The organism is Bacillus sp. J33 (genome assembly GCF_000518885.1).
Lineage (GTDB): Bacteria > Bacillota > Bacilli > Bacillales > Cytobacillaceae > Cytobacillus.
In genome coordinates, this window is sequence record NZ_JAEL01000060.1 from 1 (window position 1) to 23,425 (window position 23,425).

Sequence of the window (23,425 nt, forward strand, 5' to 3'; positions counted from 1 at the left end):
GTCTGTATTTTCTTTTTGAAGGTCCTTGTAGGGCTTTATTTCAGGGGACGTATTGCCACTCCCCACGAAACCCTTTTGACTCTTTTTCTTGTATGCATCAACCCAGTTCCTAATGGTTCCGACTGGAATATCTAGGTCTCTCGCTAATTGAGTTGCTTTTTTACCATCTTCTACGACCATTTGTGCAATCTGTATTTTGTATTCGAGATCAAAATGCTTCCCCATTTAGACACGTCCTTTAATTGTTCTTTGTTAATCATTATAACGAAAGTGTCAATTTACCGTGTCCGTTTTTTAGTCTAGCATCAGCACTTATGAATAAAGATACAATAACTATTCATTTTTCCTATTTTTTAATGCGAACTGATACTATTGTTTCAATTTCAGATAAAAACAATAGAAAGAGCTATTTGGACTGTATCGTTCTCATTGGCCGGTCATTTAATAAAACAAATGAAAAAGTTACACTGCAATATACCTATATTTATATATGATTTTGATTAAATCCCGGGTTAGTGATAAATGGTTATATCAAACACAACACTCTTCTTTTATCCATTTTAACATTCATACATGATACTGCCTCCCCCTATTTGCTTATTTTTCCCAAAAAACTCCCCAGCTCAGCTATGTATTTTTATAAATGATTCTCTTCCCCTATATACGGCCAATTATTTTTGATCCTTTTTGACTGCAACTTTTTTGCTGTTATAAAACCTTCAGGCTATTTTTAAAAGCCTCCGACAATCCTCCATTTATTTCGACAGCCTTCAAATGTTTATTTAGCTAAAGTACGGTTATCGGAAAGGTTTTCCATTTTTGGAAAAACCTTTTGGAGGTGATGGTGTTCTAAGAAATAGCTCCAAATGATCAAACAAAAAATAAGGAGGGAATTTTTTGAAGAAAAAAAGAAAGCCATTAAGCCGCATTGTTTATGTTATGCTGACAGCACTTTTGATTTTGCCTCTGATGTTTCCAAGCATGGGATCAGCAGAAAGCAAAAGCTCGCCGCACACATCAGTTAAGAAAGCTTCACTTGAGACAGCTAAAAGTAAAATAAACAGCTCATTGCTGAAACAATTCGATAAAGAGGATAAAGTAACCTTTTTAATCAAGTTTAAAGAACAAGCAAATACAGCTGAAGCCGCTAAAAAGGCTGAAAAAGAGGCAAAAACACTAAAGCTTACAGCCTCCAAATCAAAGTACATGAAACGATCTGCAGTCCTTTCCTCACTCCGATCTACAGCTATTGAAACTCAAGGCCATGTGGCTGATTTCCTTCAAAAACAGGAAAAAGCCGGCAAAGCGAAAGACGTCCAATCCTTCTACATTGTGAATGCCATTGCAGTCACAGCTACTAAAGATGTCATGGAACAAATCGCCACGTTCCCAGAAGTAGAAAAGATCCTTCCAAACGAGACAAGACAGCTTCATAAACCAACAAAAGAAGCCGAAAAAGCATTCCATACGCAAGCTGAAACAAATTCTATTGAGTGGAATATTGACCGCGTTGGTGCTCCAGCAGTATGGGAAATGGGAATTGACGGATCCGGGACAGTTGTAGCTTCCATTGATACAGGGGTTCAATGGAACCACCCTGCTTTAAAAGAAAAATACCGCGGCTATAATGCAGCTGAACCAGATTCACCATCACATGAATATAACTGGTTCGATGCCACAGCCGGCCAGACAGCACCTTATGATGATCAGGGCCATGGAACCCATGTAACAGGTACAATGGTTGGTTCGGAGCCAAATGGATCGAATCAGATTGGGGTTGCCCCTGGTGCAAAATGGATTGCAGTTAAAGCATTCACTGCTTCTGGCGGAACTGATATTGATCTTCTTGAAGCAGGCGAGTGGATTTTAGCTCCGAAAGATGCTGATGGAAATCCACATCCTGAAAAGGCACCAGATGTTGTCAATAACTCATGGGGTGGCGGTCCAGGACTTGATGAATGGTATCGCCCGATGGTGCAGGCTTGGCGTGCAGCTGAAATCTTTCCCGAGTTCTCTGCCGGCAATACAACATTATTTAATCCTGGCGGACCTGGTTCAGTTGCAACACCGGCCAACTATCCGGAGTCATTTGCAACTGGAGCGACAGATATCAGCAATGGTTTAGCAAGCTTTTCACTGCAGGGACCGTCTCCTTACCAGGAAATTAAGCCTGATGTTTCCGCACCTGGCGTTAATATTCGTTCCTCAGTCCCGGGAAGCGGTTATGAAGGCGGGTGGAATGGAACATCCATGGCAGGCCCGCATGTTTCTGCGGTTGCAGCATTGCTCCGGCAGGTTGATTCAAGCCTGACTGTTGAAGAGATGGAGGATATTTTATTAACAACCTCTACTCCGTTAACAAATGGTACTTATCCTGAGAGTCCAAACAACGGTTTTGGATATGGCTTGGTCAATGCCTTTGATGCGGTTTCTTCCGTCCTGACTGGCCTTGGAAAAATTAAAGGCCAGGTGGCAAAAGAAGGAGACGACAGTGAAGCTCCGCAAGCCGAACATGCAGCACCTCAGGAAACCTATGCAGGAATGGATCTTGTACTTGAATTGTCCGCATCCGATAATGTAAGTGTCATAAGAGTGGATCTTGAATACTTAAAAGCTGACGGAAGCTGGGGAACGGTGCAGGCAGAAAGAACAGCTGGAAATTATAAAGACGGCACTTACCAGGCAGTTATACCTGGTTCAGAGATTGCTGAGCCTTCTTTGACTTATAAGTGGAAAGTAAATGATTTTGGCGGGAATCTAACAGAAACAGATTCATATGAAGTGGCAGTTAGACCCGGCATCAGCATTGGCTACTCTCAGGACTTTGAATCACAGCCGGCAGGCTGGACTTCATATGGCCCAGAAAACAGCTGGGAATGGGGTGTTCCCGCTTCCGGACCAGGCAATGCAGCTTCCGGGGAAAAAGTATATGCTACAAACCTTGGAGGCAACTATGCGAACCGAGCAAATATGAACCTGCAGATGCCGCCGATTGACTTGCCGGAGGGGAATGCATACCTGCAATTCAAGCAATGGCACGAACTTGAGAACCGATATGATTACGGCCATGTATTTGTTTCAACAGATATGGAAAACTGGGAACAGGTTCTTCGAGTCAACGGCACCACTACAGGGTGGATCGACGGTGAAGTGGATTTAAGTTCTTATGCAGGACAAAGAATTTATGTTGCTTTTAATGTGACTACAGATGGATCGGTCCTAAAGCAAGGATGGTATCTGGATGATGTCCAGTTATCCGATGCACCTATTGAACCGGCCGGCAAAGCTCAGCTGGGGGTTGAAAAGGAAAAAGCTTCGGCAGAATTAAAGAAAGAGACAGTAAATCCTGACAAAATAGTTCCTATAAAGGAAACTCCTGCAAAGGATGAAGCTAGTGAGCAGCACCCTGCCCCTTCAGTTCTTCCTTTAAATGCTGAGGTAAGCGTACTGGAATCAGGAAGATCCGTGTTTACAAACCCGCAGGATGGATCATATGAATTCATGCATGCATCAGGCGATTTCACAGTACAGGCAGAAGCGTACGGGTATCGTTCACAAACCCAAAGCGTTAACATTCCGCAAGATGGGGAAGTTACAGCAAACTTTATCTTGGAAGAAATTCCAAAAGGCACTGTTACGGGTGTTGTCACAAATGAAGCAACTGGTGAACCAGTTGCGGATACCACTCTTCTTCTAATAGAAGATGCTGCCGTACAGCCTGTAACAACTAATGAAAACGGTGAATTCACGCTTACAGCTTATGAAGGCACCTATACATTAAAAGCAATGGCTCCTTCCTATTACAGCAAAGAGCAAACCATAACGGTTGAAGGCGAATCTGCACTGGAGGTCAATATTAGCCTTAAGCCATTTATCGGCTATCCTGGTGAGATTGGCTATGACGATGGAACAGCCGAAAATGCTCGTGTATTCTATGATGCCGGCAATGGCTGGGCTGTTAAAATGTCGCTTGCATCCGGCCATGAAAGTGCGATGGTAACCGGCGGATTATTCCGATTCTGGGATGCGTCCTGGCCAAATCCAGGAGGAACAGATTTCAAGGTGGAGGTATATGACGCAAGCGGCCCAGACGGAGCTCCAGGCAAAAAACTGGCAGGTCCATTTGAGGGCACTGCTTTAAGAACCGGCGAATGGACACATATTGATCTTAGCGAAGAAGGCATCCTTGTAAACGGCGATTTCTATATGGTGTATATCCAAACAGCACCGAACCCGAATGCTCCGGGCCTTGGAACGGATGAAGACGGCGAAAATGCTGGCCGAAGCTGGCAGCTGGTTGGCGGCGCATGGACACCTTCGCCTGAAGATGAAGGCAACTACATGATTCGTGCAACGGTGAACTATGAAGTTACTGCACCTGCAATCACTTCTCCAGCTGATGGAACGTTCACAAACCAGGACACAGTTACAATTGAAGGTATATCTGCTCCAACGACGACTGTAAATGTATTCAATAACGGCGAGAAAATTGCTTCAGCGGAAACAACAGATGAAGGAACATTCTCAGCTGAAATCTCACTGGCTGAAGGAGAAAATATCCTTACTGCGAAAGCATCCACTGAAGCAGGTTCAACTGATGCTTCAGAGCCTGTTAAAGTAATCTTTGATCAGGCAAAACCGGAATTGGCCATTACAAGTCCTGCTGATAAAACAAAAACGAACAAAGAAACAGTTACAGTTGAAGGTACTGTTTCTGACGAAAATCTTGTCTGGGTTAAAGTAAATGGCCAGACAGCTGAAGTTGCTGACGGCAAATACTCGCTGCGCATCTTATTGGACGAAGGTGAAAATGTTATTACAGTCACAGCACAGGACAAAGCGAAGAACACCGAGGAAAAAACAATCACAATTGATGCTAAATATACAGCCCCAGCGATTGAAAACCTTCTGCCTGAAGAAGACAAAGAAATCAAGAAAGGAGAATCTGTTAAAATTGAATTTGACAGTGAACCTGGTTTATCGGCTGTGTTTGCAATCCGAATGCCGTTAACAAACACGGGTGCCCAGCTGACGAACGCAGCAGAACTTCCTATGATGGAAACTTCCCCGGGCCATTATGTTGGCTACTATACAGCGACTTCGAATGTAAAGGCGCCAGGTGCAGAAATTGAAGTAAAAGCAACCGATGAATATGGCAACGAAACACGCCAGACAGCTGAAGGAAAACTGTGGATTAATGAGAAAAAGCAGAACAATAAAGGAAAATAATTTTGCTGAAAAAGGCAGGCCCTGCTTCATTGGGGCCTGCCTTTGTCCGATTATAGATTTGTTAGCTCTTTCTTTTCCTTCAGCAAACCTTTAAATTCTTGATCCAGCTCAGCATATTTAGCTTCACCTGGAGAGAGGAGGCTCAGTTCTCCCAATATGGCAGCAATCCGATTATCGATAACCATGATTTGTTCCTTTTTGGCTCCGGCCAATTGGCCGGTTTGGGCCTTTCCGGAATTTGCGCGATACTCCCTAAGCCCCATTTCATGCCTAACAATTTTATTTTCTTCAAATACAAGCAATCTGTTGCTCAACTGCTCCATAAAATATAAATCATGCGAAATAATGATAAGTGTTCCTGAAAATTCTTTCAGTGTCTTCTCAAATTGTTCCCTGCTTGGCAAATCCAAATGATTTGTTGGCTCATCTAAAATGAGAACATCATACTCTTTTAAAAGCATATCAGTTAGCTTTATCCTGATTCGCTCTCCCATGCTTAGCTGCTCGATCGGCTGATTTAATTTCGCCTCTTTTAATCCGAGATTAGCCAGAAGAGTTCTCGCCCTGTAGACAGTATCCCGGTCAGAGAGATTAAGAGCTTCAATCGCATTTTTTGAAACAGGCAGGTCGCTGACATCCTGGCTTAAGTAAGCTAGCTTCATGGATGAACTGCTCCATAGCTCCCCGCTGCATACTGGAATTTCATTTAGGAGCATTCGGATAAAAGTGGTCTTGCCAGCCCCATTTCCTCCCAGAATACCAATTTTTTCACCGTGTTTTATATAAAATTGGCTTTCCTTGAAGAGGATCCTGTCACCGAATCTCTTCGATAGGTTTTTAGCTTCAATAATTCTCTTCCCTCTTTTTCCAGAAGCATCAAATTGAAAATGAACCTTTGCTTCTTCTTCAGGTTTTTCAATTTTATTTTTTTCGAGCTCCTGCTCAAGCCTCTTCATTTTAGACTTAATCTGCTGGTCCATTTTCTTGGCTTTTACCCGGTGATATTCCTTAAAACCCATTTGCCGATTTTCCGATGGGCTACCGCCTTTAGTGGATTCCCGATGAGCTTTTTCCGACCATTTTTTCAAGTTGGCCATTTGGTTTTCAATCCGCTCAATATCCCGCTGCTGTGTGTTGTATTGATGAAGCTGATCTTCAAAATTCTTTTCCTTTTGTTCCCGGTATGATGTGTAATTTCCATCGTAAATGAAAAGCTTGCCATTCTGCAATTCAAAGATTTTCTGTACTGCCTCATCAAGAAAATAGCGATCATGGGATATCATTAAAACAGGCCCGCTGAAACCGCTGATCTCGTTAATTAGCCAGTCAATCCCCTGTAAATCCAGATGATTGGTCGGCTCATCCAAAATCAGCATATCCGGCTTGGAAGTCCAAACCTTCGCTAAAGCAAGTTTCAGTCTTTCACCGCCACTCAACGAATTAAGCCTTTCCTGCTCCCACTCCTGGAATTTCGCCAATCCCAGTTTGCTTGCCTGATGGAGCACTTCTTCATTAAGAGCTTGCTTCAAATCCTGAGATCCGCTGACTGAATAATCTGCTGATTGATGAAGGTATCCTATTCTGAATGGTTTCTTCATAAACTCGATTACTCCTGTATCCGCCTCAACGCTTCCGAATAAAATATTGGCCAAGGTAGTTTTCCCGGTTCCATTCAAGCCAACAAGGCCAATACGATCCTGCTGGCAAATATCAAATTGCAAATCGGAAAACACGGTTCTATCCGCATACGATTTTTGAATTCCTCTCGCCTTAAGAACCGGCATATTTCTGTTGTACTTTTTGCTCCTTAAACGCTTATTTTCACCCATAAAAAAACCTCCCCGATTCCCGGAGAGGATAGTGCCCCGCCTTTAAAACGGTGCCATACCTAAAAAATGCGCCTAAACAAACATTAACCGCCCATTATGATAAAAATGATTATCCTTTATACCGATAAAAGGGGGTATTAAAAAAAGGGCACACTAATCCTATGTTCTCCGGGTTAAACTTTTTATAATCTAAAAAGATTCCAGAAAAAATAAGATTAGAACTTCATGCCCCTAAATCACCCTTTCAAACTATTTGATTGTAGTATACGTTCAGTTGGCTTTTTTTGTCAATAGGCTCTGGCAGATTTGGTGCAGGCCTAAGGTCAATTAATCAATCCGTATATGCTTATTGGTAAGTTCTTTAAGCATATTTAAAATAGTTGCCCGTTCATCCTTGTTAAAACCGCTGACCCATTCTGAAACAAGCTTGTATTCCTTTTGATGCATTTTCCGCTGGAGACCCCCTTCCAATATGGAATAAATCTCCCGCATGGTATTTTCCCGATCCTGTGTTTGAAATTCTGCCATTATAGCCAACCTCCCATTTTTAATTTATAGCTATTCTTTTCCCCTAATAAAGCAGTTGGAAACACCGGATAGAGGTTAATGATGATTCTTAGAGAGCAGGGGGGTGAAATATCTGCGTGTTTACATGTAGGAGTTGCATCTTTACCAGTAAGAATTTTGGATGTTTGCAGCTACCATCCTTTTTGCGTTGTGATTATGTTGATTTGCGTCTAAATTAGTAAGAATTGCGTCCTTTTTTAGATATTTGCGGCTGCACATCCTTTTCGCGTTCTTATCATTGATGTATTCGCTTATTGCCTATGTGCCGATATATACGGGAATAAAGCTCTCCTTTTTTGCGGCGGGAACTTTTATCCGTACGCAGCCCCTTTTTTTCTATACAAACTTAACGTCCTTTTACACACCTCACACCCAAAATATGTATCTAAAGAAAGAAAAGCAGGACTGCTCCTGCTTTTCTTTTGCTATATTACCACTTAAAACAAGATGCACCTACGATAATAAGCAGAATGAATAGAACAACGATTAAAGCAAAACCACCGCCGTATCCATAGCCGCCGCCATATCCGTAACCGCCGTAGCCGTACATTATCGAACCCCCTCCTTTATCAGTAAATGGGTCTACAGATCGTTAATTTAGTATCCGTAGCCACCGTAACCCCAAGAAGCACCGATAATGATTAACAAAATAAACAATACAACTAAAAGGGCGAAACCGCCGCCGTATCCGTAGCCGTCTGACATAGTCAATTACCTCCTTTATTTGATTCCATATATCCTATTCAATTCACCCAATTTGTGCGATAGACAAATGCACAGTTTTGTCAGTCAAAAAAGAAGCTATCCTGAGGAAAGCTTCTCATTTCTCCTGGTATACCAGTATTTCTTAGCCCCTTCTTCTAGAAAAATAGGCAAATTGATTATTTTTCATGATCCTTATTTGCTTCAATTGCTTTGATGGAGGATGCTGCCTTGTTTCCTTTTAGTTCATCTGTCAGCTGATCCAGGCTTTGGCGCACGTTCCCTTTACCTGAGAAATTCTCCAGCAGTTCTTTTACATCAATCCCTGATGAAGCTTTTAAGCTTTCCTGCAAAGTGGACATCAGATTGGTGGCGTAGCCGGTCACCTTGTTGGCACCGCCATTTTTTCCATCACTGCCTGTATCGACAACCGTAATTTTATCAATATTGGATAATGGGCTAGCCAGCTGTTTTGCATATTCAGGAAGCATTTTGATGACCATGTCCATAATGGCTGCCTGGCCATACTGTTCAAATGCTTCAGCGATTTTCCGTTTGGCTTCAGCTTCTGCAAGACCTTTGAGACGAATGATTTCCGCTTCGGATTCACCTTGTGCACGCTGGGAATCTGCCTTTGCCAAACCATCTGCCCTTACCCGCTCTGCTTCTGCACGAGCTTGGGATTCGATTCGGTATTGGTTGGCATCTGCCTCTGTAATCTGTTTCTTCTTTTCAGCTTCTGCTGCCTGTTCCACAGCATATCGATCTGCATCGGCTTTTTTCTTTACTTCAGAATCATATTGCCGTTCTCTTCTTAAAATTTCTTTTTCTTCAAGCTCGATTTGCTTCTGACGCTCAATGATGCGAATTTGCATCTCTTGTTCTGTTACTTCCTGCTTGGCACGGGCAGTCTCCAAATCATAGGCTTGGTCAGCACGGGCTTTGGCAATATCCTGATCCCTTCTGTAGTCAGCCATTTTCATTTGATTTTCTTTCTCTGCTTCCGCAATTTCTGTTGCTCTCTCTAACTCTGCCTTTTTGGCATCTTTATCGGCTTCCGCCCGTTTAATCCGGGTTTCTTTTTCAGCTTCTGCTGTTGCAATATCTGCATCGCGCTTTACCTGGGCAATTCTTGGTCTTCCAAGTGAATCAAGATAGCCGTTTTTGTCGCGGACATCCTTTATAGTAAAAGAAACAATGATCAGACCCATTTTGGCAAGGTCCTGCGAAGCAACCCTTTGAACCTCCTGGGAAAATTTATCACGGTTTTTGTAGATTTCCTCGACGGTCATTGAGCCAAGAATGGATCTTAAATGGCCCTCCAGAACCTCCTTTGCTTCGTTTTCGCGGTCTTCCTTAGACTTGCCAAGGAATTGTTCAGCTGCAGTCGCGATTTCCCCTATACTTCCGCCTATTTTTATAATTGCTGTTCCATCCGCCATGACTGGAACTCCCTGCTCCGTGTATACCTCAGGCGTTGTTACCTCCAATTTGCTTGACAGAAGGCTCAATGGCTCCGCCTGCTGGAATACAGGCAGGACAAAGGCGCCTCCTCCTCTTATTATTTTTATTTTATTCCCAGATTCATCAACATGGACATTCTTGCTGCCTAAATAGCTGCCAGTTACAATTAAAGCTTCATCAGGCCCTGCTGTCCGGTACTTTGTTATAAAAACCCCTAATAATGCTATTAATAAAAAAGCTGCAATACCGACAACGATCCACATCATGAGCATTCCATTTCCCCCTCACTATAATTGGCCATGTTCTACAACATGAATGACTCCATTCTTCACATCCACAATCAGCACTTTTTTCCCTTCTGCAATAAAAGTATTTTCATAGCTTTCCGCCGGCTTTGATATTCTTCCGCTTATGTTCTCAATCATGACTTCACCAAAGCCGTCTTTTGGTATGGGAATTAAAACAGTCCCAACTCTTCCCCTTAGCGACTCTTCTGTATAAACAAGTGACTCCTCTGCTGAAGACAAAGGAATTAGGACGAAAACATTTAGCAGTGTATCCAAAATTAAAGCAATCGCCGCTCCTATCAAAAGGATGATCAGGCTATTAAGGGACGTTAGCGTTTCCAAAATATATCCCGCGGCAGAAGCAAAAGTGAGAAAAGCAAGGATTAAAACGGGATTTAAAAAGCTGGATAATTCTCCAAACCCTTCAGTCAAATCACCAAAAAAGATATACAAAATAATTAAGATTCCAGAAAAAATAAGTGTGTAAACATAGATTGTCTGAATAGGCAAACCGAAAATTTCCATAAGCATGCACCCCTATTCAAAATGTTTTCAGGCTTACTGCACCACTTCTCTTTTCAAGGTTAGAAGATTGCCACCACCCTTCCTTTCCGTTCAATCCCATTACTGGAATAATTTATATACGAATCAACATCTTAAAATGTTTCGTTTATAGTCCATTTTTGGAGGAAATTTTGCTAACCTTCTAAAGCTCGTCTATCTTTTAGCCCATTTTTGTCATTTTTCTATCCCCGCCTGCATACCTTATTCAGGGATAATGATCCAGTTTATTAGAAATAAACGCCGATAAATAGCGGAATAGGGGAATATACTTAGTTAGCGGAGGGAAAGGGAATATGACAAGAAGTGAATTACACTTGAAAAAGACAAGAAATAAATTTTTGTTAGTATCTATTATCCTATTAGGAAGTGTAGTCGCACTCTTTACAGCACTTTATTTCTATTCTCAAAGTCTTATAACTATTGAAGCGCCAAAAAAAGAACTTGGACAAAAAGTTGTCATTCAGATGCCTTCAGGAAAGAGCGTCTTAACATATGAGAACCTCATTGTAAAAGAAGAAGGGAAGCTATTCTACAAAGGGGAAAGAAACACATTGGACTTGACTGGCGGAATTATCGTTTATGAGGATTGGGAATAGTTTTTTTATAAACTCTCTATTATCATAAAATGTTGTTTTTTATAAAAAGCAACAAACATTACGAAAAAAAACTGCTTTAATAAAAAATCTCTGCTTCCTTATTTGAAGCAGAGATTTTCCCTTTTTATTTAATAGTAAAAACCCCCGTAAGGATAATAATACGGATATGGAGGGTAATAAACAGGATACGGCGGATAATAAAGCGGTCTGGCCAATGCCCCAAGAGCCAATCCCCCTAGCAGACCCCCAATAAATGGCCCTCCAAATCCAAATCCAAATGGGCGTCCGAATCCAAATGGCCTTCCGAATCCAAATGGCCTAATTCTTTGATCAGCATAAAAAAATTCAGTTGGCATATGATTCAATCTTTTTTCCTCCTCAAATTTTTTTGATGAAAACACCCACTAAATCATATGCATTTTTTCAAAATAAGAATGGGTTTTTGTCCCGACAAACTAAAAAAGAAGAGGAATATCCTCTCCTTTTTGTTCATGGCTTTTTTAGCATAGTGTTGTTCATTTACCTATGAACACCTAAAGCAAGCTGTGCGTATCTGGACATTCTATTTTTTGTCCATGGCGGGCTCCAGACAACATCTACATCAGCAGACTTGATTTCTTCCACATTTTCAAGAACGCTTGCCTTTACGCCAGCTATGATTTGCCCTGCCAGCGGGCAGCCCATGGAAGTCATCGTCATAACGATATGTGCTTTATCTTCCGTGATATTTACTTCATAAACTAAACCTAGATTCACAATATCAATTCCCAGCTCTGGATCAATAACTTCTTCCAACGCTTCAAAAACTTTATCTATAACTTGATTGCCCATCATCCTTTACCTCCCTTGTGATTAATATAATGAAATTTATTCTCATTATAGAATCTTTATGGGCCAACAGAAGTGAAAGGCATCACACTGTTGGTGAATAGCTCCTTTAAATTTATGCTCTGTTAAATTTGCCTGTTGATTTCCTGCTGCTGCTACGAATAGGACTCCCTTACCAAACGCATAAGGGCTATTGAAGCGAAGTAAAAAAGGGATGCACTTTTAAAAAGCGAATATTTGACAAACTGTTTTCGTATCCTTTAAGATAGCAAAAAATTGCGAGGAGAATTAAATGTGAAGGTTATGAAAAATGCATTTTTTACTGTTTTGGCAACGGCTATATCCTTCTTTGGCATAAAGAAGATTGCTAACTCTACACATAAAATAAAAAAAATCGGCCATCGCGGTGCAGCCGGATATTGCCCCGAAAATACATTTCCTTCTTATGACCGTGCACTTGAGATGGGAGCAGATTTTATTGAAATAGATGTCCAATTAACCAAGGATAAGAAGCTGGTAGTGATCCATGATACGCTGGTTGACCGTACGACCGATCATAAAGGGAAGGTAAGGGATTACACTTTTGCAGAACTGAGAAAGATGGATGCAGGAAGCTGGTTTTCCACAAAGTTCCGCGGAGCCGTAATTCCTTCATTTGAGGAAGTTCTCGATTTATATGCAGATCGTGTCGGTCTTTTAATTGAATTAAAAAAGCCTTCTTTATATCCCGGTATTGAGGAGCTTATAGCAGAAGAACTGAGAAAGCGGGATCTTCATCTAAAGGGAAACGACCATATTATTGTTCAGTCGTTTGAAAAGCAGTCTATGCAAAAGTTCAGCGAAATCCTGCCAGAAGTTCCTGTTGGTATCTTAATTAATTATCCGCCCAACAAAATTGAAATTAAAGAGATATCCAAGTTTGCCAGTTATGTCAATCCAAAATGGACGGTTGTTAATAATCGTGTGATTAATCTCATTCATTCAAATGGCATGAAAGCAGTATCCTGGACAGTCAGGTCAAAGAGAGAAGCTGAAAAGTTAAAACACTATCCTTTGGATGGGATCGTTGCCGATTATTTGGATCTGATCGATTAACAAAAAAGGGTGCGGCCCTAATAGGCTGCACCTTTTTTTCAGACAACTCCTAACTTCCTGTCTGATTCCTGCAAAAACTTCAATGTTTCCAAATCGCTTGCTGTCGGCAGTTCAAATCGATTTTTATAGGATTCAGGCCCTTTTCCTGTAATAAAGACCCAATCACCCTTTTTAGCTTGCTGCCAGGCTTTTTTTATCGCCAAGGTCCGGTCGTAAATCACCTGTCCCTTTCCGCTGCCGAACCTTTCATTAAGGTCCTTCAAATCATTAATCATATCTTCTTCTTTTTCATCATTTAAATCATCTACAGTCAGATAGAACTGTGTGCTGTATTTAGCAGACACCTTTATCATTTCTTCCCGCTTGGATTGATCCCTTCCTCCACGGAATCCATAAATATGAAAAATCCTTTCTGCCCCCTGCTGCTTCGCTGTTTCCAGACAGTACTCAAAGGCATCTTTCGTATGGGCATAGTCCACAATAAATTTTGCTCCATTTGGATGGGTTATCGTTTCAAACCGCCCGGGTATTCCCGGAAAGGAGGCAAGTGCTTTAATCATCACTTCCGGTTTCAGTCCCATATCCATACCCGTCAAAAACGCCATTGCAGCATTATAGATATTATGATACCCCGGAAGAGAAAATTGGATATTATAATTCTTTTCTTTTATCCTTAATGTAAAAACCGTTTTGCCATTCATGTCCACATTTTCAATTGAGCAGCAGTTCTCATCACCAAGCATGATTAACATAATCTTATCTTTTTTTAGTTCCTCTGCCATTTTTTCTCCCCACGAATTATAAAGATTAACAATGGCTTTACCCTCATCTTTCAAAAGAGAGAAGATTTTCTTCTTATCATTAAAATAAGTGTCCATATTTTTATGATAATCCAGATGGTCATGAGCAAGGTTCGTAAAAAGTCCATAGTCGATTTCAAGACCCTCTGTCCGTGATTGTTCAAGCGCATGAGAAGAAATCTCCATCACTACAAATTCATCATTGCTTTCACTTAGCATTTTTTGGATCTGCAAAGCATCTGGCGTTGTATTTGTAGGCTTGTAAACCTCATTATTAATGACATTCGAAACGGTGCCAAGCAATGAGCAAGTCCGTCCGGCAGTTTCAAGGATATGTTTAAGAATGTAAGAAGTGGTTGTTTTGCCGTTTGTCCCTGTAATGCCAACTATTTTATGCTTCTTGGACGGATGACCATAGAAACAGCTTGCAAGCTTACCTAAGCTTGTCCTGCTATCTGCAACTCTGATATAAGGTATGTCCAATTGAAGGTCCTCTTCACCTATTACAGCAGCAGCTCCATTTTGTACAGCTTGTCCGATGAAAGAATGCCCGTCAGCCTGGAACCCTTTTATCGCTACAAACAAACTTCCTTTCCCCACATTGCGAGAATCCATTTCAATTCCTGCAATTTCAGGATCAATAGTAAATGAATCCATCTCCCCGCTATCCTTTAGGCATTCAATTACCTGGGATAATCTCATATTTCTGTCTCCTTTTATGTTTCAACTTGAATTTTCTTTGTAAATGTCTATATTCGTTACCTTTTGTTTTCCCTCTTTTACGGGAAATATGCCACTCAATTAGAGACAAATCAGGGAGAATAAAAAAATCGGCAAATCATCCTAGGATTAAGGATAAATTTGGGTGAATTGCTCTTGAAAATAAGCGATTCACCCTATTGAATTGTCCTTGATTCAGGGTTAAGCAAGAGATAGAGGCTGTTTTGCGAACTGGGATAAATATTTGACGTTTAATCTGCTATGCTGGGAAATCAGGTAGGCATCCCTTGTGGATCCAGGTTTTCTTAATGTGTTAAGGGCTCTTATCATTCCAGCTTCTGTTTCCATGCCAATACCATGTCCAAAGAACATGCCTCCACCCAAATACACAGTATTTTCGCCCATCCAAACAGGATGGTCATAATCAGGATTATAAAAATAGACTACGTCACCCGGTATGAAATTTCTTCCTCTTTTCGTAATAATGGATAAATCATAATCATAATTCCAATCCCATACAAGAAGGCCCTGGAATAGAGTGTTGAAACGGCTGACAGAGATAGAATCCAATACAGCTTTATAGAAAATCAGCACTATGGCTGTAGTACATTCAAAAGCATATTCCCAGCTGTTAATAAATACATCCCTTATGGCATCCGATGGAAGCACAGAAGGATCAAGAAGATACCCATATTTTGTTCGTCTCCATATGCGAGGATTAAAGCGGGACGTTTTAAAAGGTGCAAATTCTGTAGGACTTGCGTGAAGCTGTCTTGCTGCTTTGATAATATTTTCCCTTAGCTGAATATCGAACAGTAATTCATGCATGGCATCATATTGATGAACCTCAGGACTGTTTTCCAAGGCAAGATATATTTCACGCTGTACGCCAAAAAAACGGCCAATCCCAGGTTTACTCTGATTATTTGTTAGGACAATCATCGTATTCCTCCCTTCAAATGAATCTTATAGTAGCTTATGGATTTTCTTCTTTTAGGGTTCCATTAAAAAAATACATGGCTGAGAAGGTACCTCATTATAAGTTTTTCTTTCTTCTCTTATTTGGCAGGATGAAACAAACACTTCCATGAAATCATTTTTATTTTTGTAAAATATCTTTTTTTCTGAAAACACCTTGCTTTTTCCCCTCTTCTGCTAGTACAATATTCTACATATTCATAAGTTTCAGATATTTTAACTAAGACATTTTGTACAACAGGAGGCATGTTAGCATGGTGACATTTTTAGGATCAATTGTCTTGCTTCTAGCAGGATATATGGTTTATTCAAAGGTGGTTGAGCGAATTTTTGGTATAAATGACAGCAGCCCAACACCTGCTTATACCGAAAAGGACGGAATGGATTATGTTCCGATGAGCTGGTGGAAAGGCAGTTTAATACAATTACTAAATATTGCGGGTCTAGGTCCGATTTTTGGTGCAGTCATGGGAGCTTTATATGGCCCGGTAGCTTTTATATGGATTGTGGCAGGTTCTATTTTTGCGGGGGCAGTTCATGATTATTTCTCAGGGATGCTTTCACTAAGACATAAAGGAGAGCAATATCCCAGCCTTGTTGGCAGATACTTAGGAAAAACTGCAAAAACTACAATAAATATCATTTCACTTATCTTAATGGTACTAGTTGCAGCAGCGTTCACCGCTGGCCCTGCACAGCTCATTTCGAGCATAACGCCATTAAGCTTTATGGCATCGCTTTTAGCTATTTTTGCTTATTTTATTTTGGCTGCCGTATTGCCTGTAAATCGAATTATCGGAAAGGTTTATCCTATTTTCGGAGCTATTTTAATTTTTATGGCCGTATCGATTGCAGTTGCACTGCTTTTTAGCGGAAAATCCATACCGAATGTGACGCTGGAAAATTTCCATCCAGGTGAACTTCCAATATGGCCGTTATTAATGGTTACTATTTCATGCGGAGCCATTTCAGGCTTTCATTCCACTCAAAGCCCAATTGTGGCCCGAACCCTTAAAAGAGAAAGTGATGGGAGAAAGGTATTCTATGGTGCCATGATCGCAGAAGGAGTTATTGCCCTTATTTGGGCGGCAGCAGGGATGACCTTCTTCGGTGGTACCGGAGGGCTTCAGGAGGCACTTGCAGCTGGCGGCCCTGCCGGGGTTGTGAATGAAATCTCGAAAAGTCTTCTTGGCACACTTGGAGGAATTCTGGCAATCTTAGGCGTCATCATTCTGCCTATTACAACAGGCGACACAGCTCTCCGGTCTTCCAGGATGATGCTGACAGAATTACTCTCTTCCTTTATGAAAAAGGATGGCAAGTGGAAAGTTCATATAACGACCTTATGTGTTGCTCTGCCGACGATCTACCTTGCAACGATTGATTACTCCTTCTTATGGAGGTATGTAGGCTGGACAAACCAGGTTGTTGCTACAGTGATGCTGTGGACAGGTGCCATGTATCTCTTGAGAAGCAGCAAGTTTCATTGGATCTGCGGAGTGCCAGCTATCTTTATGACAGGTGTTGTATCTACGTACATCTTCTACGCACCTGAAGGTTTCAAAATGGATTATCAATTATCCATGATTATCGGATCCTTGATTACATTAGGTGTAGCAGGCTGGTATGTATATCAAATTATAAAACATAAACAAGTCCGTAAGAATAAAGCCAGCATAAAGGCTGCTTAGCCAAAAAAAGTGCACCTCCGTTTAAGGGGTGCACTTTTCAATTTTGAGGAATCCGCTCCTTATTTACTCGGTTTCCTCTTCAGTTCCTTCTTCTGTTCCTTCTTCAGTTCCTTCTTCTGTTCCAACATCTTCATTTTCTTCTGTGTTAGTCTCGTCCGTTTCTTCTCCATTGGTTCCATTGCTGCAACCTGTTGCAAAACCTGTAACCATTAGAGCTGCCATCAAAGCCATTAACCATTTTTTCATTTTAATTTCCTCCTTGGCTGCTAAAATTATATTACAGTGTTAATCATACAAAATTTTCTTTCATTTTAAAGCGTTTAAACCATTATTTTACATTTATTTACCTTAATTTTAAAAAGTTAATCGAAACTATAAAATCATTTACCAGTTTACGGGACTATAAGCCCTTTACATATTCCTTTTGCCACCTTTTTATTCACCTTACATCTCAAGACGTTTCACTTATCCTGAAGCGGGTAATAGATACTAACTACTTAAAGGAGGTTTTTACTTTTGGCAGACAATAACAGAACTACAGGCAGCAATTCTATAGAGCAAGAGAAAAAGAAAGAAAACAACGAAGATATTGAGCCCCAAAGGGAGCCGGAAAAACCTCAGGAAGAGTACCCGAAATAAGGAGGACAATGCTATGGGAGACAAAAGGATGCAGGACGGAAAAATGGATAGACCTGAACAATATAAAACCGATAAAGAGAGCTTATTTGACAAGTTTGAGAGTGAAAAAAATGTTGATCCGCTTCCTGTTGAGGATCTAAACCAAGAAATGGAAGAAGAAAAAAACGGCTCTAATATAAAGAATAGTTCTTCCACAGAAAAAAAGTATAAGGCCGATTTTGAAACAATAGACAAAAAGAAACTTTTTGGAGATAAGTACAACGATGGAACAGGAACTTAGGAGAATTTTGATGTAATAAATCAGGATGAGTTGAAAGAGAAAACCTTTTTAGAGCTAAAGCCCTGGTTGGACGGACCAGAGGATCCAAGCTATGGTTTCCATTAAAGCTTTAAAACAAGGGAGAATGCTCCCTTAAGCACCCAGCTATTATATTGTTAAAAATAAGTCCGGACAGTTTATCTGTGCGGACTTATTTTTATTATTTTTTTAAAGTCTTTGTAGCTATCCAGGTAAAAGTCAGCCCCCGGCGTTTTGTTTTGAAAAAGGCAGGTTTTAATGCCAAGGCTTTTGGCTGGAAGTATATCAATTTCCCTGTCGCCAACCGCTAAGTCAATACTATGCCTTTCATTTAGGATTTGATAGGAGGCCGGATGCGGTTTCCGTGGATAGCCGTCATCCCCTCCTAACATATCCGCAAAGTAGCCATCCAGCTTATGAAATGAAAGGATGGACAGGACATCCTCTTTTTCCTTGTGTGTCATAATAACATTCTTTTCTGCCAGCTTAAGTACATCCTCCAAATGCGGGAAGGGCTTAAGGTCACTGGGCGCAAGCTTTCTTGCTTGTTTTCTGATGCTGGATATCCGCTCTTCACTTAGATGGAAATAGCGGAAAGCATCCCCGAATGAAATTTTTAATTGGCAAAATATTTCTTCGTCTTCTACATGCATGTCACCCATTACCTTTTTTACAATAGCCGTATATGCTGGATATGTATCAAATAAGGTTCCATCAAAATCCCACAGTATATTCATCAGGCTACTCCTTCCGAATCTTTTTTAACAGGTTTAATTATTATACCTGCTATTAGCCTATTAAATAGCATTACCACAATAAATAACTTTGACAAACAGTAAGACTCAATGCTAATTTTATAGCTAAAGGCCCGTGTTTATAGAATGGCCGGAAATATTAAGATAAATTGAGGATGATTTAATATGGATAAAGAAATTATTAAGCTTATCAGGAAAAGCTATAATATGACACAGCGCGATTTTGCAAGGATTGTCAGCTGCAGCTTTTCTTTAATTGCTTTAGTAGAGGTAGGCAAACGAAGAGTAACAGCTGACCTTGAGAACAAGATTAAAACTGCATTCGACCTTGATGACCAGCAGCTTCAGTCCCTCTCCTCCCTTGTTTCTGAAATCAGCAAAGGTGTTCCCCCATTTATGTAGGCTGGTATGCTTGCTGACCAGCCCTGCCTATCCTCCAACAGTATGCCTCAACCCTATGCATGCCTGAAGCACCCCATTATTTGAAAATTGGCATCTGCTGCTTCCTGCCCTAAAAATATAGGCTTTTGCCGTGTCTCCCCGCCCATTTTTGCATAATTTATATGGAGCTTAAGCATATTTATAAAAAAGGAGAATGCCCAATGTATCCATATGGTTATTATCAAGGTTACCTTCCTCAGCCCTCAGGCCACTTTACACCTGAATTCCAGCTGTATGAGCAATATGATTCTGACAGACAGCCTCCACAGCTCGAAAGAAGAGTAACAGCTTTAGAGAGGCAAAATCAGGACCAATCGAGAGAAATCACACGATTAAACAGGCAGCTTACGAACTTAACCGATCAAGTAAAAATGCTAAATCAGACTGTTGATCGGCACACACGCAGACTTAACAGATTAAACCAGCGTCTAAGAGCTGTGGAAAATAGGCTTAACATCCCTTTCACCCCATTTGATGGAGAGTTTTAATATCAAAAAGAAGCATGGACCGATATAAAAACCATGCTTCTTTATTTATACAGATAAAAACCGCGGATATATCAGAAAAACTGCATCAAGGCCAGAAGTTTTTTTAATGACAAGAAAAAGATCAGTCCGAACATCTGGTTCTAAACTGACCTTCTTGATTCTTTATTCAAGTTTGGCAAGGCGCTCATAAACATCCTTCAGATTCGTGCAACCTAACACATCGGCTTTTTCACTCAAAATACACCATAGCTGAGCTGTAAGCTTTGCATCCCCTAACGCATGATGCCTTCCTTTTACTGGGATGCCGTTATATTTACATAGTTCTTCTAATGTAAATAATGCACGATCAGGATCTGCCACCCTATAAAGGAATGAAGTGTCCAATACCTTATGCTTAAAAGGCGTACGGAATAACTTCCAGCAGCTGTGGCGCATAAAGCTTTTTTCATGGTTCGCATGATGGGCGACAAGCGGCATCTCCTTTACATATTCAAAGAATTTTATTAGAACATCTGCGAGGGCAGGCGCCTTGCATAACTGGTCCTCTGATATTCCGGTTAGCTCTTTTATTTCTTCAGGAAGCGGCTGATCATAATGCACGAGTGAGTAAAAGCAGTCATTATGACAAATCGTTCCATCAATTATTTTAACTGCCCCTATAGAAATAATTTTGTCTCCTTTATCCGGATAAAAACCTGTTGTTTCAATATCAAATACTGCAACGCTTAGTTTTTTGATCGGTATGTCCATTGAATTGGCATTTTCAAGCTCCCTTTGCATTTGCCTGATAAACGCCATATGCTGGGCGTTCTGTCCATTCAAGCCACCAAACATATTGGAATGAAGCTTCCCTTGAATTCCTCTGACAAATTGAACAAAAGGATCAAATCCCATTACAATGCACCCTTTTCAACGGTTCTTGCTACAAATTGATGGAGCTTTTTTCCACCTCTTAAAATCCGTTTCAGTTCTTTTCTCTCCAATTTTGTTAAGCTTTTTACTTTGAGGAAGTGGGTATCATCGTAAGTATCTGTCTGGTTATACGACAGGAGTCGCCACTTTAATAGAGCAGCAAAATTGTTTTTATATTCGTCCATTTCCTCATTATAGCCATGAATAGCTCTCAGTTTCTCGATCCTGGCAATTGTGGAAGTCTCCATAATCCCCTCTGTTATAGCCAGGATTCGAACCGCATTCACATAAGGAATAAATGCGGTATATTTGAGATCCATCTCCCCCTGATGAGGTCCTTTCTCTTCTGTCAGCAGCTGACCAAAAGGACCAATTGCATTTTTTATATGCATGCTCGTTTCCATTAACCTGCTTGGCAGTTGAGGGCTTTTTTTAATTTGATGATAAATCAGTGATTTTAATTCACCTATAAAATCTTCTTCACCAATTAGCACTCTGCTATCATAGAAAATATGCAGATTCCTTATTGAATGTAAACTTTCTTCTTGCATCCATTCTGCAATTTGCCCCTTCCACTTTTCCAGAGGCTTGCACCATACGGGATTGGAACTCATTACTTTTCCTTCGCAATAGGGGTATCCTACTGCCTCCAATCCCTTCGCAACTTCCTCCCCCAGCTGCAAAAAGAAGGTCTCGGCTTCATGATCTTTCGCTTCATACACCATTCCATGGTCCTGGTCGCTTAGAAAGCCTTGTTCCATTCTCCCTCCGCTTCCTGTTGCGAACCAGGCAAATTTCCATGACGGTGATATTTTTCTATACATACGCTCCAAAGCCAACTCAAAAACAGTTTTCATAACACGATCATGAAACTTATTCAGCAGGGAGGTATCAGATCGATAATGCAATATCTGTTCATCTTTCCATTTCTTTAGGGATTGATACGAATTTATTCCAATATCCATCCGGACACTTCCTTTAAGGAAGCCCGTATTCTGGAGGTTTACGAGCTTAACCTTTTGTTTTCTTCAGCCATGAAAACTTCTGGGTATCCATAGCTTCCATGTTCGCTTAAATCCAATCCCATAATCTCTTCTTCCTCCGTTACTCGAAGTCCTCCCATTACATTTTTGGCAATAGCCAGGATAATGAAAGAAACTATAAAGGCATATAAACCGGAAACCGCTACACCCATGAATTGGACGCCTAGCTGTTCAAAGCCTCCTCCGTAAAATAATCCCGGCTTTCCGACCGTGGCCAGCTCAGGCGTTGCAAAGAAACCGGTAGATAAAGTCCCCCAAATCCCAGCTGCACCATGGACAGATAAAGCGTAGATTGGATCATCGATTTTTCTCTTTTCAAAGAATCTGACGCTATAAAATACAAGAACACCAGCTACGAGACCAATAATTACGGAGGCCCAAGTATCAACAAACGCACATGAAGCTGTTATAGCAACTAAACCAGCTAGAGCACCATTAAGCATAGTCGGTACATCCGATTTCCCCATAACCATCCAGGAAACAATTAGAGCTGCTACTGCTCCTGCTCCGGCAGCAAGGTTTGTGTTAAGAGCTACAAATCCAAAGAAACCATCTTCGACAGATAATGTGCTACCTGCGTTAAACCCGAACCAGCCGACCCATAGAATCAGTACACCTAATGCAGTATAAACCTGGTTATGTCCATATATGTTATTAGCTGAGCCATCTTTATTAAATTTTCCAATACGGGGTTTTAGCAAAATAGTAGCTGCCAGTGCTGCCATAGCCCCTGTTAAGTGAACGACAGTAGAACCGGCGAAATCCTGCTTGCCATGCTCTGCAAGCCAGCCGCCGCCCCAGATCCAGTGTGCAACGACAGGATAAACAATTGCGGAAAATAATAAAGTGAAAATGAGGTACACAGATAATTTTGCACGTTCTGCAAAACCGCCTAGTGCGATCGTAATGGCAATGCCGGCAAATGCCAGCTGAAAAACGAAGAATACAGAAGAAGATAAATCCATTCCTTCCAGTTCAGCTCCTGAGTAGAAGAAGTTTGAAAGTCCTACAAAAAAGTTGGCATTATCGCCAAATATAAATCCAAAACCAATTGCCCAAAAAACAAGCGATGCAAGCCCAAATGTGAAAATGGTTTTACCTGCAATGTGGCCGGCATTCTTCATTCTAGTCGACCCTGCCTCTAGCATAATAAATCCGGCTAGCATAAAAATAACTAAAATCGCTCCTAGCATAACCCACGAACTGTTTAGCAAAAAAGTGGTATCCAATTGCCTTTCCTCCCTTTTAATAGATGTAAGATTTTATATCCTAATCATGTTATATTTTCTTACACCGTTTAATTTAACTTTATTTTACTCTAATTTTTTTATATGTCAATGTGTTTTTTATAATTTTCTAAATTTTATGTTATAAAATCTAACATGAAAAAAACTGATGAAAAGATGATTGGCAAATTTAAAGTGGTATCTGTTTTTCATTTAACGGTTAAGTTAAAAACGAGCAGTTAAACTGCTCAATAAATCGTCGGGAGTGATGTA

General features: G+C 40.8%; 24 protein-coding genes. 8 read left to right on the top strand and 16 right to left on the bottom strand.

The annotated features are described in order from the left end of the window. The coding region (locus L634_RS0116790) for a transposase (RefSeq protein ID WP_026583444.1) at positions 1-225 on the bottom strand (225 nt) is incomplete at its 3' end. Between the two features lie 714 nt (positions 226-939). On the opposite strand from L634_RS0116790, the gene L634_RS0116795 reads away from it, so the two are divergent. After that, on the top strand, positions 940-5,229 hold the full coding sequence (locus L634_RS0116795) for a S8 family serine peptidase (protein ID WP_442852708.1): 4,290 nt from the start codon (positions 940-942) through the stop codon (positions 5,227-5,229). Between the two features lie 50 nt (positions 5,230-5,279). Here the strand turns inward: L634_RS0116795 and abc-f are convergent, their stop codons facing one another. The 6 genes from abc-f to L634_RS0116825 form a co-directional block, all read right to left on the bottom strand. After that, entirely contained in the window at positions 5,280-7,058 is a 1,779-nt protein-coding gene (gene abc-f, locus L634_RS0116800; protein ID WP_034262825.1) for a ribosomal protection-like ABC-F family protein, read from the bottom strand. Positions 7,059-7,385: 327 nt separating this feature from the next. Further along, positions 7,386-7,586: a hypothetical protein gene (locus tag L634_RS0116805; RefSeq protein WP_026583447.1), complete on the bottom strand. Its 201-nt coding sequence runs from the start codon at positions 7,584-7,586 to the stop codon at positions 7,386-7,388. 469 nt (positions 7,587-8,055) lie between these two features. Next, positions 8,056-8,175 carry a YjcZ family sporulation protein gene (locus L634_RS32795; RefSeq protein ID WP_084028926.1) on the bottom strand — a complete coding sequence of 40 codons (120 nt, stop codon included), beginning with the start codon at positions 8,173-8,175 and terminating at the stop codon, positions 8,056-8,058. A 47-nt stretch (positions 8,176-8,222) separates the two neighbouring features. Next, positions 8,223-8,330, bottom strand: a complete 108-nt coding sequence (locus L634_RS32800; protein WP_084028927.1) for a YjcZ family sporulation protein — start codon at positions 8,328-8,330, stop codon at positions 8,223-8,225. Positions 8,331-8,506: 176 nt separating this feature from the next. After that, positions 8,507-10,063 carry a flotillin family protein gene (locus tag L634_RS0116820; RefSeq protein ID WP_026583448.1) on the bottom strand — a complete coding sequence of 519 codons (1,557 nt, stop codon included), beginning with the start codon at positions 10,061-10,063 and terminating at the stop codon, positions 8,507-8,509. A 15-nt stretch (positions 10,064-10,078) separates the two neighbouring features. Next, positions 10,079-10,603, bottom strand: coding sequence for an NfeD family protein (locus L634_RS0116825; protein WP_026583449.1), 525 nt, complete (start codon positions 10,601-10,603; stop codon positions 10,079-10,081). A gap of 332 nt (positions 10,604-10,935) precedes the next feature. On the opposite strand from L634_RS0116825, the gene L634_RS0116830 reads away from it, so the two are divergent. Next, entirely contained in the window at positions 10,936-11,238 is a 303-nt protein-coding gene (locus tag L634_RS0116830; protein WP_026583450.1) for a hypothetical protein, read from the top strand. A 128-nt stretch (positions 11,239-11,366) separates the two neighbouring features. Here L634_RS0116830 and L634_RS0116835 read toward each other — a convergent pair whose 3' ends face one another. Further along, the gene (locus L634_RS0116835; protein ID WP_034262829.1) at positions 11,367-11,594 is read right to left on the bottom strand and encodes a hypothetical protein; all 228 of its coding nucleotides are present in this window, start codon (positions 11,592-11,594) and stop codon (positions 11,367-11,369) included. Between the two features lie 163 nt (positions 11,595-11,757). Next, positions 11,758-12,069: a metal-sulfur cluster assembly factor gene (locus tag L634_RS0116840; RefSeq protein WP_026583452.1), complete on the bottom strand. Its 312-nt coding sequence runs from the start codon at positions 12,067-12,069 to the stop codon at positions 11,758-11,760. A 300-nt stretch (positions 12,070-12,369) separates the two neighbouring features. Between L634_RS0116840 and L634_RS0116845 the strand changes: the two genes are divergently transcribed. Continuing rightward, complete coding sequence (locus tag L634_RS0116845) at positions 12,370-13,161, top strand: glycerophosphodiester phosphodiesterase (protein WP_051428361.1); 792 nt, start codon at positions 12,370-12,372, stop codon at positions 13,159-13,161. Positions 13,162-13,199: 38 nt separating this feature from the next. Here the strand turns inward: L634_RS0116845 and L634_RS0116850 are convergent, their stop codons facing one another. Together L634_RS0116850 and L634_RS0116855 are read right to left on the bottom strand one after the other, a co-directional pair. Further along, positions 13,200-14,663, bottom strand: coding sequence for a UDP-N-acetylmuramoyl-L-alanyl-D-glutamate--2,6-diaminopimelate ligase (locus L634_RS0116850; protein WP_026583454.1), 1,464 nt, complete (start codon positions 14,661-14,663; stop codon positions 13,200-13,202). Between the two features lie 219 nt (positions 14,664-14,882). Continuing rightward, on the bottom strand, positions 14,883-15,623 hold the full coding sequence (locus L634_RS0116855; protein ID WP_026583455.1) for a hypothetical protein: 741 nt from the start codon (positions 15,621-15,623) through the stop codon (positions 14,883-14,885). 290 nt (positions 15,624-15,913) lie between these two features. On the opposite strand from L634_RS0116855, the gene L634_RS0116865 reads away from it, so the two are divergent. Beyond that, positions 15,914-17,350: a carbon starvation CstA family protein gene (locus tag L634_RS0116865; RefSeq protein ID WP_026583456.1), complete on the top strand. Its 1,437-nt coding sequence runs from the start codon at positions 15,914-15,916 to the stop codon at positions 17,348-17,350. A 63-nt stretch (positions 17,351-17,413) separates the two neighbouring features. On the opposite strand, the gene L634_RS31320 is transcribed toward L634_RS0116865, so the two are convergent. Further along, positions 17,414-17,596, bottom strand: a complete 183-nt coding sequence (locus tag L634_RS31320) for a hypothetical protein (RefSeq protein ID WP_157452415.1) — start codon at positions 17,594-17,596, stop codon at positions 17,414-17,416. Between the two features lie 270 nt (positions 17,597-17,866). Here L634_RS31320 and L634_RS0116875 point away from each other — a divergent pair, with 270 nt between their 5' ends. Both L634_RS0116875 and L634_RS0116880 read left to right on the top strand, forming a co-directional pair. Beyond that, a complete protein-coding gene (locus tag L634_RS0116875) occupies positions 17,867-17,989 on the top strand; it encodes a hypothetical protein (protein ID WP_026583457.1) in 123 nt (40 codons plus the stop codon). A gap of 13 nt (positions 17,990-18,002) precedes the next feature. Continuing rightward, positions 18,003-18,269, top strand: coding sequence for a hypothetical protein (locus L634_RS0116880; RefSeq protein ID WP_026583458.1), 267 nt, complete (start codon positions 18,003-18,005; stop codon positions 18,267-18,269). A 176-nt stretch (positions 18,270-18,445) separates the two neighbouring features. On the opposite strand, the gene L634_RS0116885 is transcribed toward L634_RS0116880, so the two are convergent. Beyond that, positions 18,446-19,024: an HAD-IA family hydrolase gene (locus tag L634_RS0116885; RefSeq protein ID WP_026583459.1), complete on the bottom strand. Its 579-nt coding sequence runs from the start codon at positions 19,022-19,024 to the stop codon at positions 18,446-18,448. 183 nt (positions 19,025-19,207) lie between these two features. Here L634_RS0116885 and L634_RS0116890 point away from each other — a divergent pair, with 183 nt between their 5' ends. Further along, a complete protein-coding gene (locus L634_RS0116890) occupies positions 19,208-19,444 on the top strand; it encodes a helix-turn-helix domain-containing protein (RefSeq protein ID WP_026583460.1) in 237 nt (78 codons plus the stop codon). 200 nt (positions 19,445-19,644) lie between these two features. Continuing rightward, complete coding sequence (locus L634_RS0116900; protein WP_026583461.1) at positions 19,645-19,971, top strand: hypothetical protein; 327 nt, start codon at positions 19,645-19,647, stop codon at positions 19,969-19,971. Positions 19,972-20,133: 162 nt separating this feature from the next. On the opposite strand, the gene L634_RS0116905 is transcribed toward L634_RS0116900, so the two are convergent. Genes L634_RS0116905 through L634_RS0116915 form a run of 3 tightly spaced genes read right to left on the bottom strand, consistent with a single transcriptional unit; the run spans position 20,134 to position 23,155 of the window. Further along, positions 20,134-20,865, bottom strand: a complete 732-nt coding sequence (locus tag L634_RS0116905) for an exonuclease domain-containing protein (RefSeq protein ID WP_026583462.1) — start codon at positions 20,863-20,865, stop codon at positions 20,134-20,136. After that, on the bottom strand, positions 20,865-21,848 hold the full coding sequence (locus L634_RS0116910; protein WP_026583463.1) for a DUF294 nucleotidyltransferase-like domain-containing protein: 984 nt from the start codon (positions 21,846-21,848) through the stop codon (positions 20,865-20,867). The genes L634_RS0116905 and L634_RS0116910 overlap by 1 nt, the downstream gene beginning before the upstream one ends. Positions 21,849-21,886: 38 nt before the next feature. Then, positions 21,887-23,155, bottom strand: a complete 1,269-nt coding sequence (locus tag L634_RS0116915) for an ammonium transporter (protein WP_026583464.1) — start codon at positions 23,153-23,155, stop codon at positions 21,887-21,889. Positions 23,156-23,425 lie beyond the last annotated feature (270 nt).

Coding starts and splice junctions, on each gene's coding strand:
- L634_RS0116795 (WP_442852708.1), top strand. CDS start 940: ATGCTGACAGCACTTTTGATTTTGCCTCTGATGTTTCCAAGCATGGGA.
- abc-f (WP_034262825.1), bottom strand. CDS start 7,058: ATGGGTGAAAATAAGCGTTTAAGGAGCAAAAAGTACAACAGAAATATG.
- L634_RS0116805 (WP_026583447.1), bottom strand. CDS start 7,586: ATGGCAGAATTTCAAACACAGGATCGGGAAAATACCATGCGGGAGATT.
- L634_RS32795 (WP_084028926.1), bottom strand. CDS start 8,175: ATGTACGGCTACGGCGGTTACGGATATGGCGGCGGCTATGGATACGGC.
- L634_RS32800 (WP_084028927.1), bottom strand. CDS start 8,330: ATGTCAGACGGCTACGGATACGGCGGCGGTTTCGCCCTTTTAGTTGTA.
- L634_RS0116820 (WP_026583448.1), bottom strand. CDS start 10,063: ATGCTCATGATGTGGATCGTTGTCGGTATTGCAGCTTTTTTATTAATA.
- L634_RS0116825 (WP_026583449.1), bottom strand. CDS start 10,603: ATGGAAATTTTCGGTTTGCCTATTCAGACAATCTATGTTTACACACTT.
- L634_RS0116830 (WP_026583450.1), top strand. CDS start 10,936: ATGACAAGAAGTGAATTACACTTGAAAAAGACAAGAAATAAATTTTTG.
- L634_RS0116835 (WP_034262829.1), bottom strand. CDS start 11,594: ATGCCAACTGAATTTTTTTATGCTGATCAAAGAATTAGGCCATTTGGA.
- L634_RS0116840 (WP_026583452.1), bottom strand. CDS start 12,069: ATGGGCAATCAAGTTATAGATAAAGTTTTTGAAGCGTTGGAAGAAGTT.
- L634_RS0116845 (WP_051428361.1), top strand. CDS start 12,370: ATGAAAAATGCATTTTTTACTGTTTTGGCAACGGCTATATCCTTCTTT.
- L634_RS0116850 (WP_026583454.1), bottom strand. CDS start 14,663: ATGAGATTATCCCAGGTAATTGAATGCCTAAAGGATAGCGGGGAGATG.
- L634_RS0116855 (WP_026583455.1), bottom strand. CDS start 15,623: ATGATTGTCCTAACAAATAATCAGAGTAAACCTGGGATTGGCCGTTTT.
- L634_RS0116865 (WP_026583456.1), top strand. CDS start 15,914: ATGGTGACATTTTTAGGATCAATTGTCTTGCTTCTAGCAGGATATATG.
- L634_RS31320 (WP_157452415.1), bottom strand. CDS start 17,596: ATGAAAAAATGGTTAATGGCTTTGATGGCAGCTCTAATGGTTACAGGT.
- L634_RS0116880 (WP_026583458.1), top strand. CDS start 18,003: ATGGGAGACAAAAGGATGCAGGACGGAAAAATGGATAGACCTGAACAA.
- L634_RS0116885 (WP_026583459.1), bottom strand. CDS start 19,024: ATGAATATACTGTGGGATTTTGATGGAACCTTATTTGATACATATCCA.
- L634_RS0116890 (WP_026583460.1), top strand. CDS start 19,208: ATGGATAAAGAAATTATTAAGCTTATCAGGAAAAGCTATAATATGACA.
- L634_RS0116900 (WP_026583461.1), top strand. CDS start 19,645: ATGTATCCATATGGTTATTATCAAGGTTACCTTCCTCAGCCCTCAGGC.
- L634_RS0116905 (WP_026583462.1), bottom strand. CDS start 20,865: ATGGGATTTGATCCTTTTGTTCAATTTGTCAGAGGAATTCAAGGGAAG.
- L634_RS0116910 (WP_026583463.1), bottom strand. CDS start 21,848: ATGGATATTGGAATAAATTCGTATCAATCCCTAAAGAAATGGAAAGAT.